The sequence below is a fragment of the Streptomyces sp. MNU76 genome (genome assembly GCF_020982545.1).
Classification (GTDB): Bacteria; Actinomycetota; Actinomycetes; order Streptomycetales; family Streptomycetaceae; genus Streptomyces.
In genome coordinates this window covers 319,797-334,056 of sequence record NZ_JAJKLK010000003.1, presented here as the reverse complement: position 1 = coordinate 334,056, position 14,260 = coordinate 319,797, and the positions used below count along the sequence as shown (strand labels likewise).

The 14,260-nt window shown below is 72.3% G+C and carries 13 protein-coding genes and 1 pseudogene; 11 read left to right on the top strand and 3 right to left on the bottom strand.

The window, feature by feature from the left end:
• Window positions 1–59: 59 nt before the first annotated feature.
• A pseudogene (locus E4N62_RS49305) lies at window positions 60–240 on the top strand (hypothetical protein).
• On the opposite strand, the gene E4N62_RS07810 reads toward E4N62_RS49305, so the two are convergent.
• Both E4N62_RS07810 and E4N62_RS07805 read right to left on the bottom strand, forming a co-directional pair.
• A complete protein-coding gene (locus tag E4N62_RS07810; RefSeq protein WP_230213147.1) occupies window positions 232–903 on the bottom strand; it encodes an ABC transporter in 672 nt (223 codons plus the stop codon). The pseudogene E4N62_RS49305 and the gene E4N62_RS07810 sit on opposite strands and share 9 nt — an antisense overlap.
• Window positions 903–1,808 (bottom strand): ATP-binding cassette domain-containing protein, encoded by a 906-nt coding sequence (locus tag E4N62_RS07805; RefSeq protein ID WP_230213144.1) that lies wholly within the window; start codon window positions 1,806–1,808, stop codon window positions 903–905. The genes E4N62_RS07810 and E4N62_RS07805 overlap by 1 nt, the downstream gene beginning before the upstream one ends.
• A gap of 81 nt (window positions 1,809–1,889) precedes the next feature.
• On the opposite strand from E4N62_RS07805, the gene E4N62_RS07800 reads away from it, so the two are divergent.
• The 10 genes from E4N62_RS07800 (at window position 1,890) to E4N62_RS07755 (ending at window position 13,444) form a co-directional block, all read left to right on the top strand.
• Complete coding sequence (locus tag E4N62_RS07800; RefSeq protein WP_230213141.1) at window positions 1,890–2,711, top strand: peptidyl-tRNA hydrolase; 822 nt, start codon at window positions 1,890–1,892, stop codon at window positions 2,709–2,711.
• A 3-nt stretch (window positions 2,712–2,714) separates the two neighbouring features.
• Entirely contained in the window at window positions 2,715–3,317 is a 603-nt protein-coding gene (locus E4N62_RS07795) for a hypothetical protein (protein ID WP_230213139.1), read from the top strand.
• A gap of 114 nt (window positions 3,318–3,431) precedes the next feature.
• Complete coding sequence (locus E4N62_RS07790; protein ID WP_230213137.1) at window positions 3,432–3,854, top strand: hypothetical protein; 423 nt, start codon at window positions 3,432–3,434, stop codon at window positions 3,852–3,854.
• Between the two features lie 16 nt (window positions 3,855–3,870).
• Complete coding sequence (locus E4N62_RS07785; RefSeq protein WP_230213134.1) at window positions 3,871–6,555, top strand: M48 family metalloprotease; 2,685 nt, start codon at window positions 3,871–3,873, stop codon at window positions 6,553–6,555.
• 85 nt (window positions 6,556–6,640) lie between these two features.
• Window positions 6,641–7,249 (top strand): DUF4142 domain-containing protein, encoded by a 609-nt coding sequence (locus E4N62_RS07780; RefSeq protein ID WP_230213132.1) that lies wholly within the window; start codon window positions 6,641–6,643, stop codon window positions 7,247–7,249.
• A gap of 161 nt (window positions 7,250–7,410) precedes the next feature.
• Window positions 7,411–8,217 carry a DUF4142 domain-containing protein gene (locus tag E4N62_RS07775; protein WP_230213130.1) on the top strand — a complete coding sequence of 269 codons (807 nt, stop codon included), beginning with the start codon at window positions 7,411–7,413 and terminating at the stop codon, window positions 8,215–8,217.
• A 156-nt stretch (window positions 8,218–8,373) separates the two neighbouring features.
• Window positions 8,374–9,750 carry a DUF692 domain-containing protein gene (locus tag E4N62_RS07770; protein ID WP_230214059.1) on the top strand — a complete coding sequence of 459 codons (1,377 nt, stop codon included), beginning with the start codon at window positions 8,374–8,376 and terminating at the stop codon, window positions 9,748–9,750.
• Between the two features lie 250 nt (window positions 9,751–10,000).
• The gene (locus E4N62_RS07765) at window positions 10,001–10,945 is read left to right on the top strand and encodes a DUF4142 domain-containing protein (RefSeq protein ID WP_308184878.1); all 945 of its coding nucleotides are present in this window, start codon (window positions 10,001–10,003) and stop codon (window positions 10,943–10,945) included.
• Window positions 10,946–10,954: 9 nt separating this feature from the next.
• Entirely contained in the window at window positions 10,955–11,746 is a 792-nt protein-coding gene (locus E4N62_RS07760; protein ID WP_230213128.1) for a TIGR04222 domain-containing membrane protein, read from the top strand.
• 90 nt (window positions 11,747–11,836) lie between these two features.
• Window positions 11,837–13,444, top strand: coding sequence for an alpha/beta hydrolase (locus tag E4N62_RS07755; RefSeq protein ID WP_230213125.1), 1,608 nt, complete (start codon window positions 11,837–11,839; stop codon window positions 13,442–13,444).
• A gap of 83 nt (window positions 13,445–13,527) precedes the next feature.
• Here the strand turns inward: E4N62_RS07755 and hemQ are convergent, their stop codons facing one another.
• Complete coding sequence (hemQ, locus tag E4N62_RS07750; protein ID WP_230213123.1) at window positions 13,528–14,259, bottom strand: hydrogen peroxide-dependent heme synthase; 732 nt, start codon at window positions 14,257–14,259, stop codon at window positions 13,528–13,530.
• Window position 14,260: the final 1 nt, after the last annotated feature.

Below are 14,260 nucleotides of genomic sequence, written 5' to 3'. Positions count from 1 at the left end.
CCAGCGTAGGCCCGCACAGGTCTGTTCGGGTCCGGGCGAGGCCGCTCTACGCTGGACGCATGAGCGACCACGACTACAGCGGCGCCCTCGCCGAGTGCGTCCTGTGCCGAAAGCCCACCGAGTACCCGGAGTCCCACAAGGGGATCACCCTGTGCCCGGTGTGATGGGGGTCCCCCCGGTTCGAGCGAAGTCGAGAATTGGGGGAGGCGAGAGGCAGAGCGGATCGCCTGTTCAGGCTGAGCGGCGTCTGGTCAGGGCGCAGGCGACGGCGGTCGCGGCCGCCGTGAGGAGCCCGGCCGCGAGCAGCGGCAGCACGGGGACCGGGATCGTCGCGTGCCGCGAGCCGTCGACCAGGGCCGTGACCGCCGCCCTCGCCGGGGAGCCGGCCATCACCAGCGCGAGCAGTGCGCCGAGCAGGAGCGCGGGGACGGCCCGGCCCGGTGAACGCAGCAGCGGCCAGTTCGTGAGCGCGCCGACCGCCGTGCCGAGGAGAGCGCAGACGAGGGCGGCCAGGAGGCCCGCGCCGCCCGCCGGGAGCGCCTCGACCCGCGTCTGGTGGTCCGTGCTCGTGGGGGCGCTGATGAACGTGACGAGGACCGTGGCCGCCGTCCCGAGGAGCGCGGCCGCCGAGAACGCGACCAGGACACAGGCCAGGTGCGCGCGCCCCGGACCGGCCGCCGCACCGGTACAACTGCGGGCCGCGGGCGGCTCGTTGGTGACGCAGATCCGCATCAGCCAGGCGGATACCGGCAGCAGCGCGGCGGCCGTGTATCCGAGCGAGTCGAGCACGGGCTGCCCGCGCTGCACGCCGATGGCGAGGAACGCCGCGTACAGGATGACGGGCGGCAGCCAGCGCTGGGAGCGGACGAGGAGGGCCGCCTGGTAGCGGAGGAGGGCGGTCATCAGGAGCTTTCCAGTTCGGGATCCGGCGCCGCTTCCGGTCGCGGTTCGGGCAGGGGTGCGGGTTTCGGCGTCACGCTCACCACGTGCCACGGCGGTCGGGCGTCCAGCAACGCCCGCAGCAGCTCGTCGGATCCGGCCTGCGGGACCGTGAACCGGTGCGTACCGTGGACCAGTTCCTCGACGGCTGACGCCATTTTCCCCACGGCCTCCGGGACTTGTGCGTCCGCCGGGCCTCGTCCCTCGACGACCACGGAGACCGAGGGGGCGGCGCCCAGCGGGACCCGGGGTTCGAGCGCCCCTCCCACCACCGCGTACGTCGCGTCCGGCGCCCCGGCCAGCCGCCGGGGGTCGTGGTCGACGAAGACCACCGCGGCACCGGCGGCGGTCCGCTCCACCACCACCCGCTCCAACTCCTCGCGCGCGTCGGAGTCCAGGCCGGTCCACGCCTCGTCGAGGACGAGCAACTCCGGTTCGGCGAGCAGCGCCTGGGCCACGGCGACCTTCTGGCTGCTGCCCTTGGAGAGCTCCGCCATCGGCGTACGGGCGTACTCGGCGGCCCCGAAGCGCTCCAGCCAAGCGTGGGCGGCGCGGGCGGCGGAGGGGCGGTCCAGGCCGTGCACGGCACCGAGGTGGGTGAGGTACTCGACGGCGGTGAACGGCAGGGCGGCGGGGAAGCGCTCGGGGACGTACGCCGCGCTGGGGCGCCCCGTCACCCGGCCCTCGGTGGGGGCGTCGAGCCCGGCGAGGACCCGGAGCAGTGTCGACTTCCCGGTGCCGTTCGCGCCCTCCACCCGGATCAGCGCGCCGGCGGCGATCTCCAGGTGGAGGCCGCGCAGGACCCAGTCGCCGCGGAAGCCGTACCGTCGGCCGACTCCCTCCAGCCTCAGCAGTAACTCACGTTCCATGCCCCCATCCTCGTACACGTCCCCGTACAGGCGAGCGAGCAGGGGCGCGGGAACAGGAAGTCCGCCTGGCAGACTGGGCGGGTGACCACCAGTGACACCCCTCAGGACAGCCCCAGACCGGACAGCCCCTTCCGGGACGAGCGGACCTCCCGCGACGAGGCGCCGCAGTTCGTGCTGCCGCTGGTCGCGCACATCGAGAAGGCCTCGCCCCCGGCGCGTACGGACGCGTTGGAGACGGCGGCGCGGGCGGTGCTGGTGATGTTGAGCGACGCTCGATCGCTGGGCGACGGGGAGTGGGCCGAGGCGATGCGGAGCTGGCAGGACGCCCGGATCCGCAAGGTGGTCCGGCGGGCGCGTGGCGCGGAGTGGCGGCGGGCCGAGGCGCTGCCGGGGATCACGGTGACGGGCAAGTCGGCCGAGGTGCGCGTCTTCCCGCCGGTCCCGCTCGACGGCTGGCCCAAGGACCTGGCCCGCCTCCAGGTCTCCGGCACGGACCTCGACGACCCGGAGCCGCCGGCCGGCCCCGAGCCCACGGCCCCGGTGCTGTGGCTCAACCCCGAGGTGACGATGTCGGCGGGCAAGGCGATGGCCCAGGCGGGCCACGGCGCGCAGCTCGCGTGGTGGGACCTGGACGAGGCGGCCCGCACCGCCTGGCGTGACGCGGGCTTCCCCCTCGCCGTCCGCACCGCCGCGCCCGCCCACTGGGACACCCTCACCACCGCCGGCCTCCCCGTCGTACGCGACGCGGGCTTCACGGAGGTGGCCCCGGGCTCCTGCACGGTGGTCGCGGACCACACCGCGTTGCGTTCCCGACCCACCTCCGCCCCGATTACACGACTTTCAGATCACACACCTGTACCGAACGAAAGCAGCCGAACGTATTCCGCCTGCTTTGGTCGATGAGGTGTGAGCGTCACCCCGAGTGGAATAGAAACCGGGCATCGTCAGCATTCCACCCGCATCGGGCCTGACGTATCGGGGGGCGTCATCAAGATTTCCTTTCACCGAATCTCGGCGATTCCGGCACCGCTCGCTCTGCTGCTCGCACTTCTGCTTGCACTTCTGCTCAGCGGATGCGGTGGCGGCACTCCGGCCGGCGGTGATTCCGGGGACGACGACGCGGGATCATCGCTCATCGAGTCTGTGGAGCCCACGGTCGAAATCCCGTCCGAGGAAGAGACGGACGAATTACCGCCCGAGGAAGAATCCGTCACCGGGCACGTGCCCGCGGAACTGGTGGGCGAGTGGGACGGGGACGGACAGGGCTCCGCCCGGGTCGACAAGATCGCCTTCTTCGACGACGGCACCGTGAGCCTGCTGTACAACAACGGCCAAGTGCTGGACGGGCCGGCGGTCGTGGAGGAGTCACGGATGACCCTGTACGTCCCCGGAGGGCCGATCGTCTACGAGAGCTGGTACGTCGAGCGACCGGACATCGGAAACGAATACGGCCACGCATTCGAGTCTCTCCTACTGGACGGCGTGAGTTACCTGCGCCAGATCAGTTAGTCCGCATTCACGAAAACAGGGGGCAAAGCCATGCATGGTCGGTCCACAGCGGTGGATGAAGACCTGGTGCGTGAAGTGACCCGGATCGTGGTTTCCGAAGTCGCGCCACAGGAGATGGTCGTCTTCGGAATCAACAGCCGGGCCTATTTCCGGGACCCAGCCGGAACGCTGAAAGCGGCGGCGGGCGACGGCGGCGGATCGCAGGAGCGGATGCTGGGCGCCGGCGCCACCGAGGTCGTCGTCCTGCTCACTCCGTTCGCCCTCGCGATGGTGCAGGGCGCGCTCTCCTCGTTCATCGGAGCCTTCGCCGCGAACCTCGCCGACGGCAGCGGCACCGCCGTACGGACCTGGCTCGGCGGCCTGTTCGGACGGGGCGGCGGTGACGCCGACACCGAGACGGACAACGCGCTGACACCCGAGCAGGTGGAGTGGCTGCGCGAGGAGGCGTACCGCACCGCGCTGAGGGCCGAAGTCGAAGAGAGTCGGGCCCGGTTGCTGGCGGACGCCCTCGCGGGCGCGGCCCGCGTGCGCCGGTGATGTGCCGGAGTCCCCGGTGTCGTCCGCCCCGCCCGACCCGTTCGCGCTGCCCAGCGGCGCCAAATTCCGCTTCGCGCTGGTCGTCACCGCTCTGCTGGGGACGACGGCCTTCATCCACAACCTGCTCTACTTCACCGTCTCGCCCGACGCCGACCGGGCCGTAGCCGTCTACCAGCGGTGCGCGGCGGGCCCGCAGGGTCAGCCACCCGCGAGGGACGCCCTCGCGTACACCCAGGGCTTCCTGGGCTGCATCGCCCCGTACGAGCGGGAGAAGGCGTGGTGGGTGCTCGGCGGGATCCTGCTGCTGGCGTCGACGGCGACGGCGATCTACCTCCTGCTGCCCTGGTACCTGACCCGTCGCAGGCGGTTGGAGCCACTGTCACCTCACGACCCCGACCACGCCCCGCTGCTGGCGCTGCTGCACTCCCTGTGCCGGGAGGCGGGCCTGTCCCGGCCTCCGGAGTTCTGGGTCAGCGACCTGAAGGACCGCAAGACGGACGCGTACACCTTCGGCCGGAGTGGCCGGTACCGCGTGGCGCTGGCCCAGGGCACGATGACCGCCTTCGGCCTCGCCCCGCAGCGTGCCCGCGCCGTCGTCCTGCACGAACTGGCGCACCTGCGGAACAAGGACGTCGACGTCACCTGCCTCACCGTCGCCCTGGCCCTGGCCTTCGTCCCCGCCGGACTGCTGCCGCTCGCCGTCGCGCTGATCGCCACACCGGCCCACAGCGTCCTGGCCGTCACCTGGCGTTCCCTGGTGCTGGTGGCCCTCGTCTGGGTGACCTGCGCATCCGTGCTGCGGATGCGTGAGTACGGCGCCGATGTGCGGGCCGCCGCCTGGGGCGCGGGACCAGGGCTGCTGGACGTGCTCGGTACCGAGCGCGGCCGACCCGTGTCCCGGTGGCGCCTCGGGCCACTGGCCGTGCATCCGCCGGCAGCCTCACGGGCCGCCGAGATCACCCGGCCGCGGGAGTTGTTCCGGCTCCGCTTCACCGAGTGCTTCACCGCGGGGTCGGCGGTCTCGGTCGCCGCGAGCGGACTGCTCACCCTTCTGTGGCTCATGTTCAACCGGCTCGACGCCCTCGACGCGCGCTGGACGATCGTGCTGCTGTGTGCGCCCGCCGCCCTCGCCGTGATCGGACTGGGTGTCTGGCGGGCCGCCCTGTTCGGCGGTGGCACCCGGGCGGTCCTCCTGCCGGCACTGGGCCTCGGTCTGGGGCTCGTCGTGGGCGTGCCGCTCGCGCCCCAGAGCGGCATCGTCCTGACGGATCGACCCCCTGTCCCGGGAGCGGCGGCAGTGCTGTGGTCCCTCGCGCTGTGCGCGCTGCTGGTGGCGCTGTCGGCGTGGATCGCCAGGTCGGCGGCGCTCTGGCACGCCGCCGGGGAGCCCCCGTCCGCACGGGCCTGGCAGGCCGGGCTGCTCGCCGCCGCGCTTCCGTTCGCGGTGCTCCTGAGCGGATGGATGCTGCTGTACGACGCCGGTGAGGCACTGGGGCCCGTCCACGACTCCGCCCGGGAGTTGTACGCCCTGGCCGACGCCTCGGCACCGGTGGGTCCCTACTGGCTGTGGGCCCTCGTGGAACACCCGTTGACGCTCCGGTTCACCCAGTGGACCCCGCTCGTCATGGCGCTGGTCGCGGTGTGGCTCTTCCCGGTCGCCGCGTCGTGGCGCCGCCGGCCTTCGTACGACACCGGCTGGGCTCGGCACGTCCTGCTGACCAGCACCGCGACAGCCGCCGCGTTCGCGTGGTTCCAGCTCCTGGAACGGGTGCTGCTGCGTGAGAGCGTGAGCCAGGCGGTGCGCGGGCAGGACGGTTTCCTGCTCGCGTTCACGTACTGGCAGATCGGCGCCGCGATGCTGTTCCAGGGGATCGCCGCCGCCGTGACGGTCCGAGTACGCCGCCACCACCGGCCGGTGCTTCCGTTCGCCCTGCTGACCGCCTTCCTGACCGGCTGCCTGCTGACGGCGGTGTTCTTCAGCGGGGTCGTCCTGGCCGGCTGTGCCGACGCGCTCGCCATGGTTCCGGGCCGGTGCGCACTGGACCTTCCGCTCCCCCTGATCCGCGACACCCTGCTGCGGATCCTGGCCGGCGGGTTCCTCTGCGCGCTCGCGGGCGCGGCGGTCTCCCGCTTCGTCACCCGCCTCCTGGACGAACGTCCCCCCGGCGCGCCGCTGCTCCTCGTACCACCCGAACGCACCGCACCGTCCGGGCCATCGGCCCCCCAGCTCGACCGGCGGCTCACCATCGCCCTGGCCTGTGTCCCGACGGCCGCCGTCGTGGCATTCGCGCTCATCGTCGGCCCCCTCGGCCAGACGTCCGACGCCGATGCCGGTGCTGCTGGTGCTGGTGCCGGTGCCGGGAACGCATCCTCGGCGGCGGCCTGCCGAAAGTTCGACGCGTTCCTCGGAGCCGCGGACTCCCTGACCCCGGCCGAGGCCAACAGCCGGCTCTACGAAGCGGTACAGCTCGCCCTACGGGCGGGCGACACCCGGCTGGCCGCCGATTTCCAGGGGCTGTTCGCCGCCGCCCGGGACGGGGATGCCGAGAGGTTCGGTGCACTGACCGACAGCATCGCCGGCCGGTGCGCGGCGGAGGGGGCCGCCCTGGGGAGCCTCGCCCAGCCGATGGGGCACCGCCCGGCGCCCGTTGCGTCCGGGCCCTCCGCCCCACCCGTCCTCAGCCGGTTCAAAGGTCGTTGAACAACACCGGCACCCCGCACGTACTTCCCGGTACTGGCCAAGCATCTGCTCCAACGACCAGTTGGCATCACCCGGGAGGATCACTTTGCGGCGTCTCAACGGCTCGCTCATCGCCAGCCTGGCTCTCGTCGTCACCGTCGGCGCGCTCGCGTTCCCCGTATGGTCCTACGCCGACCGCTCGGGCACCGCCCAGGCCAACATGGCCGCCAGCACGGTGAACACCCAGTGGGGGCCGCTGACGGCCGCCGACCGGGACCTGATCATCCGTGTCCGGCTGGCCGGCCTGTGGGAGCTGCCCGCCGCCGAGAAGGCGATGGCGCGGTCGAAGAGCCCGGAGGTCAAGGAGGCCGCCGACCACCTGATCGTGGGTCACAAGGACCTCGACGAGCGGGTGCGGGCCGTGGCCTCCCAGATGGGCGTCGAGCTGCCGAACGTGCCGAACGAGCAGCAGCAGGCCTTCCTCGCGCAGATGGACAACGCGACCGACGACCAGTTCGACCGGGTCTGGGCCAACCTGCTGCGCTCCGCGCACGGCAAGATCTTCCCGGCCATCGGAGCGATCCGGAACCAGACCGAGAACACCCTGGTGCGCCAGCTGGCCTCGGACACCAACCAGACCGTGCTCGACCACATCACGGTGCTGGAGAAGACCGGCCAGGTCGACTTCGACGCGATCGCCAACGGCACGATCTGACGCCGCCCCGGCCCCGCCCCCGGGCAGCGGCCCGGGACCGGACAGTCACAGCGGTATCAGCGTGAGCCGCAGCGGTACCAGCGATATCCCAGCGGTCACCATCCGCGCCCAAGCAACAGTTCAGTCCCCAACGATCAGTTGGTTTCCTCCGGGAGGCTCATTTGCGACGCTCCAAGGGCTCTGTCCTCGTCGCCCTGGCGATCGCCGGCACGCTCACCGCGGTCGCCTACCCCATCTTCTACTCGTACCCCAACCGCAACGCGACAGCCGCGGCCGCGCTCACCGGTGACACGGTGACCACGCAGTGGGGGCCGCTCACCCCCTCCGACCGCGACCTGCTCATCCGGGTGCGGCTGGCGGGCCTGTGGGAGCTGCCCGCCGGGCAGCAGGCGCTGGAGCGCAGCGGCAGCCAGTCCGTCAGGGAGGCCGCCGACCACCTGATCGTGGGCCACACCGACCTCGACAAGCGGTCGCGGGTCATCGCGGCGAAGCTGGGCGTCGAGCTGCCCAACCAGCCGACGGCGGAGCAGCAGGGCTGGCTGGACCAGATGACCGCCAGCAAGACCGAGGCCGAGTACAACAAGACCTGGGCGAACCTGTTGCGGGCCGCCCACGGCAAGATCTTCCCGGCGATCGCCTCCGTGCGGAACTCCACCCGCAACACGCTGATCCGCCAGCTGGCCTCCGACGCCAACCAGACCGTGCTGGACCACATCACGGTCCTGGAGAAGACCGGTGAGGTCGACTTCGCGACGATCGCCGACAACTCCGTCAGCGGTACCGCGAGCCCCACTGGCCCGCCGCCGCCCGTCCCCGGCCGGGTGCCGCCCGCCGCGCCCCCGGCGGTGCCGTCCACCAACCCGGACCTGCAGTCGAAGCCGTCGCCCTTCGAGTCCGGGAACGTCCCCACCGGACGTCCGGACCCGGAGGAGATCAACAAGGACCAGGGTCAGCCGCAGGTCCAGTAGAAAGCTCAAATGTTGCTCTGAAGGTCCCCTCCACGGGGTTCGGCCCCGGCTGACGGGGCCATGACTCCGTCACGCCGGAACACAGGTCCGCCGTAAGGAGACACACAGGGTCCTGGTGCAGCCGTGGCCGACGTGACCGAGGAGGGGACGGGGACGATGGAGCAGATCGCACAGTTGGGGACGGGGATCGGCTGGCGGCCGGAGATCGCCGACGCCGTGGAGCGCATGGCCGGTACGGACGGCGGTGTCGACTGGGTCGAGGTCGTCGCCGAGAACGTCTGTCCCGGCCACATCGCCGAATCGTTGCTGCGCCTGCGCGAGCGGGGCGTCACGGTCGTGCCGCACGGTGTCTCCCTCGGTCTGGGCGGCGCCGCCCGCCCTGACGAGCAGCGCCTGCGCTCCCTCGCCGAGCGCGCGGAGGCGCTGGGCGCCCCCCTCGTCACCGAGCACGTCGCCTTCGTCCGGGCGGGCGGCGCCCTCACCGCGTCGCCGCTGCTGGAGGCCGGACACCTGCTGCCGGTGCCGCGCACCCGGGACGCCCTGGACGTGCTGTGCGAGAACGTCCGGATCGCCCAGGACGCACTGCCGGTGCCGCTCGCGCTGGAGAACATCGCGGCGCTCATCAACTGGCCGGGCGAGGAGATGACCGAGGGGCAGTTCCTGTACGACCTCGTCGACCGCACCGGCGTCCGGCTCCTCATCGACGTGGCGAACCTGCACACCAACCACGTCAACCGGGGCGAGGACCCCGCGAAGGCGCTCGACGAGCTGCCGGTCGAGGCCATCGCGTACGTCCATGTCGCGGGCGGCTTCGAGCGCGACGGGGTCTGGCACGACAGCCACGCCCACCCCGTCCCGCAGCAGGTCCTCGACATCCTCGCCGACCTCGCCTCCCGGGTGTCCCCGCCGGGCGTACTCCTGGAGCGCGACGACAACTTCCCCGAGCCGGGCGAGCTGGAGCGCGAGCTGAGGGCGATCCGGGGGGTGCTGGAGAAGGCCGACGTACGCGGCCCCGGGCGGAAGTCGGGCGCGCTCGGGGCGGAGGCGGGCACGGAGACCGAGCCCGCCGCCGAGACCGAGCCCGTCACCGGGACCACGCCCGTCACCGAGGCCGAGCCCGCCGCCCGGCAGCGGCTCGGGCTCGCGCAGGCGGCGCTGCTGTCCGCGCTGGTCGCCGGGACCCCGGTGCCCGAGGGGTTCGACCGGGTGCGGCTGGGCGTCCAGGCGCGGGCCCTCGCGGCCAAGCGGGCGGACGTGGTGGCGAAGGTGGCACCGGAGCTCCCGGAGATTCTCGGATCGTCGTACCGGTCGACCTTCGTCGGGTACGCGCAGGGCCACCCGATGACCGAAGGCTATCGGCGGGACGCCCTCTCCTTCGCCGAGCACGTGCTGCTCACGGGCCGCCCCGACGACGCGGACGTGCTGCGCGAGGTGCGTCGCTGGTGGCTGGAGCGCTCGGGCCCCACACCGCTCTCCCAGCGGCCGACGGCCCGGCTGGCCCGCGCGACCCGCAGGGTGCTGCTACGCCGATGAGCCGGGGTGTTCGACCCCGAATGTGCTGCGAATAACAGACCCGTGCCCCCGGCACGGGTTCACCGTCCCGTGCGCCGCGTTCGGCATGATTCATCCACCCCTTCGCGTACCCCATCAAGCGCGCTTTGTCCCCTCCTCAGCCCTTCCTCCTCATACGGCAGTTGGCGTGGACCGGGCAGTAACATGCCGGTGTGTAGGCCGATCAGCACCCGTTGCGCACTAGCGTGCGGTGCCGCGAGCAGGAGGCACCATGCGAACCACCAACGGCAGAGGAGGACTGTTCAGTGGCACAGGACTCATCGTCGCCGGACTGACGGCGACGCTCGTCGCGTTGCTCTTCCCGATCTGGTCGTACGCGGACCGCTCCGGGACCGGCGTCAGCGTGCTCAACGCGTCCACCGTGACGACGCAGTACGGCCCGTTGTCCGCCCTGGACCGGGACTTCATCACCAAGGTCAGACTGGCGGGGCTGTGGGAGCTGCCGGCCGGACAGCAGGCCCAGACCAAGGGCGGCACCCAGGCCGTACGCACCGCCGGTGAGCATCTCGTCGAGGGCCACACCTTCCTCGACGCGCGGGTCCGCAATGTCGCCGAGCGCCTCGCCGTGCCCCTGCCCAACCAGCCGAGCGACCAGCAGAAGCAGTGGCTGGAGACGCTGACGGCGGCGCAGGGCGAGACCTACGACCGCGAGTTCGCCAACATCCTGCGGCTGGCGCACGGCAAGGTCTTCTCCGTGGTCGCCCAGGTCCGGGCCACCACCCGCAACTCGCTGGTCCGTGACCTCGCCGACGACGCCAACACCACCGTCCTCGACCACATCAGGGTCCTGGAGGCCACCGGGCTCGTCGACTACGACGCGATCGCCCGCGACGCCGCGTCCGCGAGCGCCCCGCCCCTCACCGACTCCTGCACGCCCCCACTCCGTCGACCGACCCGGCTCCCCGTCCCGGTGACCCCTCGCCCACCCCGTCCCGGCCGGACCCGTCGCCGACCTACAGCCTGCCCCGGCCGCCAACGGCCCGGTGGACGACGGCTGAGCCAGGCGGGAGCCCCGGCACCGCTCCCGCCGATCCAGCCGCCCGCCGCCGCCCGGTCCTGGCAATTGCGGGCCGTGGCCGCGAACAAACGTAAGAGAGCGGGCGTCTTCCTTGCGGATTGCGGACATCGCGGGGTGCGGCCCGGGGCCGGCGCATAGAAACTCGCCATGCTCTGGGTCCTCTTCCTCCTGCCGGCCTGGGCCGCCGCCGGCGTGTCCTGTGCCCGACTCTGTCTGACCTCGATGCGCGCGGCGGCGGCCGAGTCCGACGTCAGCGCCGACCACGCCCACCACTGCCACCGGCTCACCCTGTACGAGGCGGCGTTCCTGTCCGGCGGGCCGGCCCGCGTCGCCGACCTCACCCTGGTCTCCATGGCCGGCCACCGCAGACTCCTGCTCGCCCACACCGGCTGGGTGACGGTCGTGGACCCGGACGGACGGGACGACCTGGAGCGCTCTGTCCTCGGCGCGATAGGCCCCGGCGGGCAGGCCCGGATAGCGCCCGTACGACGGACCGCCGCGGCCGCGGACTCCGTACGCCGCCTCTCCGACCGGCTCGTCGCGGCGGGGCTGGCCGTGCCCGACGCCGCGCGCACGAGCGTGGCCGACGCGGTCACCCAGGTACGGGCCGCCGCGCTGGGCGTGTGCGGACTCGGGGCGCTGGCGCTGCTGCTGCCCGCACAGGGGCTCGATGAGCACCGCGTGCTGGTCGCGCTGTGGTTCGCGCTGCCGCTGGTGCTGACGCTCAGCTGTCTGGTCATCGCGCGGGTCGAGAGGCAGCCGGGCACGCGCTGGGCGACGCCGGAGGGGGCGCGGGTGTTACGGACCGTCGCGGGCCGGGGCGGCGGAAACCTGGCGGATCTCGTCTCCGTGGCCGTCTGGGGTGTGGGGGCGGTCGGGTCCCCGGAACTGCGGGCAGCCTTCGAGCAGCGACGGCAATGGCAATGGCAATGGCAATAACGACGCCGACACTCCCCGACAGTCCTTTACATTCACCCTATTTAACGCCAAACATCCCTTTGTCGCTGTCGTGCTTCGGAGGGATTCGCCATGCGGGCTGCCGTGCTCTACGGGACTGCCGGGGCGGTGGTGCTGAGTGGCCTCGGCGCCGCGCCCGCCGAGGGGGACATGACCCGGACGGCGGCGGACGCGGTCGCCGTCGCGGCCGAGCGGGCCGCGGACGAGGGCATCCGGTTCGGGAAGTGCCCGGCGGCGGAGGGGCTGCCGACCATCGTGCGGTGCGGGACGGTCAAGGTGCCGCTCGACTACGCACAGCCCGACGGACGGCAGATCTCACTGACCGTCAGCCGGATCGAGGCCCGGGGGAAGGACGCCAAGGGGAGGAAGGTCGCCCGGCAGGGAGCGCTCGTGTTCAACCCGGGCGGGCCCGGCGCCTCCGGGATGTTCTTCCCGCTGATCGGCCACCTCCCGGACTGGAAGCGCATCGGCGCCGCGTACGACCTCGTCGGCTACGCCCCGCGCGGGGTCGGCCGCTCGGCACCGCTGTCCTGCCAGGACCCGAAGCACCTGCACCGCGGGCCCGCACCGGCGCCGACGCACCCCTCGGAGTCGTACAAGAAGGAACGCGTCGCGCGTGCCAAGGCGTACGCGCGAGGCTGCGCGCGGCGGGGCGGGAGCGCGCTGCGGCACTACCACTCCCTCAACAACGCCCGTGACCTGGACGTCCTGCGCGCCGCGCTGGGCGAGCCACGCCTGACGTTCATGGGGGCGTCGTACGGGACGTACTTCGGGGCCCTGTACGCCTCCCTGTTCCCCTCGCACGTCCGCCGGATGGTCTTCGACTCGGCCGTGAACCCGGCCCCCGAGCAGATCTGGTACCGCAACAACCTCGACCAGTCGGCCGCGTTCGAGGGGCGCTGGGCGGACTTCCGGGCCTGGGTGGCCAAGCACCACCGGGTCTACGGGCTGGGCGACACCCCCCGGAAGGTGCTGCGCAGCTACGAGCGGGCGTCGGCGCGGCTGGCCGCCCGGCCCGCCGGCGGCACGGTGGGTCCGGGCCAGTTGCAGGGCGCGTTCCTCCAGGCCGCGTACTACGACGACCACTGGCCGCAGCGTGCCCTGGCGCTCTCCGCGTATCTGAAGGGCGACCCGAAGCCGCTGATCCAGATCGCCGGTCCGTACCCGGAGGCCGCCGCCGAGCAGGAGAACACGAAGGCCGTCTACACGGCCGTGGAGTGCAACGACGCGCCCTGGCCGACGCGGTGGAAGGACTGGGACCGCGACAACACCCGGCTCGCGCGGACCGCGCCCTTCGAGACCTGGGACAACGTGTGGACGAACCTTCCGTGCGCCTACTGGGAGGGCCCCCGGCAGCAGCCGCTCAACGTACGGACCGGGCCCGGGGAGCTGCCGCCGACGCTGATCCTGGCGGCCGAGCGGGACGCCGCCGCGCCGTACGACGGGGCGATCGAGCTGCACCGGCGGCTGTGGGGCGCGGTGCTGGTGACCGAGCGGGACGCGGGCAACCACGGCGTCGCGGGCGGGTCCAACACCTGCGTCAACCGGTACCTGGAGGCGTACCTGCTGCGGGGGCGGCTGCCGGAGCGGAGGGCGGCGTGCGCCGCGCGGCCCGAACAGGAGCCGAGAGCCGTGCGGGGCGGAGCGGCCGTCCCGGAGCTGCGGGCCCTCAGAGGCTGATCGCGCGGTTCCCCGCGCCCCTGAGAACGAGCAGGGGCGCGGGAGACGGTCTACGCGAGGCCGGTCTTCTGCACGAGGCCGGGCTACGCGAGGCCCGCGACCAGTTCCGCCACCGACTTGCGGCGGCCGGTGTAGAACGGGACCTCCTCGCGGACGTGCATCCGGGCCTCCGAGGCACGCAGGTGCCGCATCAGGTCGACGATGCGGTACAGCTCGTCGGCCTCGAAGGCGAGGATCCACTCGTAGTCGCCGAGCGAGAACGAGGCGACCGTGTTGGCCCGGACGTCGGGGTAGCCGCGGGCCATCTTGCCGTGGTCGGCGAGCATCCGGCGGCGGTCCTCGTCGGGCAGCAGGTACCAGTCGTAGGAGCGCACGAAGGGGTAGACGCTGACGTAGTCGCGGGGCGTCTCGTCGGCGAGGAACGCCGGAATGTGCGAGCGGTTGAACTCGGCGGGGCGGTGCAGCGCCATGTTCGACCACACCGGGGTGAGCGCGCGGCCCAGCCGGGTGCGGCGGAAGAGGTTGTACGCCTCCTGGAGCTGGTCGCTGGTCTCGGCGTGCCACCAGATCATGACGTCGGCGTCGGCGCGCAGACCCGACACGTCGTACGTACCGCGAATGGTCACGTCCTTGGCGGCGAGCTGGTCGAACAGCTCCTGGACCTCGTCGGCGTAACCGGCGCGGTCCTCCGGCAGCACGTCCTTCAGCTTGAAGACGGACCACAGCGTGTAACGGATGACCTCGTTGAGGTCCTTGGCCAGCTTGCCCTTGTTCGGGATCCGGCCGGACTCGGTGGTGGGGGCGTCGTCGCTCATG

Bases quoted from the DNA above. Each gene is read 5' to 3' on its own strand.
- E4N62_RS07760 (WP_230213128.1), top strand. From the start codon at position 10,955: ATGCTCTGGGTCCTCTTCCTCCTGCCGGCCTGGGCCGCCGCCGGCGTG.
- E4N62_RS07810 (WP_230213147.1), bottom strand. From the start codon at position 903: ATGACCGCCCTCCTCCGCTACCAGGCGGCCCTCCTCGTCCGCTCCCAG.
- hemQ (WP_230213123.1), bottom strand. From the start codon at position 14,259: ATGAGCGACGACGCCCCCACCACCGAGTCCGGCCGGATCCCGAACAAG.
- E4N62_RS07805 (WP_230213144.1), bottom strand. From the start codon at position 1,808: ATGGAACGTGAGTTACTGCTGAGGCTGGAGGGAGTCGGCCGACGGTAC.
- E4N62_RS07770 (WP_230214059.1), top strand. From the start codon at position 8,374: ATGGAGCAGATCGCACAGTTGGGGACGGGGATCGGCTGGCGGCCGGAG.
- E4N62_RS07755 (WP_230213125.1), top strand. From the start codon at position 11,837: ATGCGGGCTGCCGTGCTCTACGGGACTGCCGGGGCGGTGGTGCTGAGT.
- E4N62_RS07790 (WP_230213137.1), top strand. From the start codon at position 3,432: ATGGTCGTCTTCGGAATCAACAGCCGGGCCTATTTCCGGGACCCAGCC.
- E4N62_RS07765 (WP_308184878.1), top strand. From the start codon at position 10,001: ATGCGAACCACCAACGGCAGAGGAGGACTGTTCAGTGGCACAGGACTC.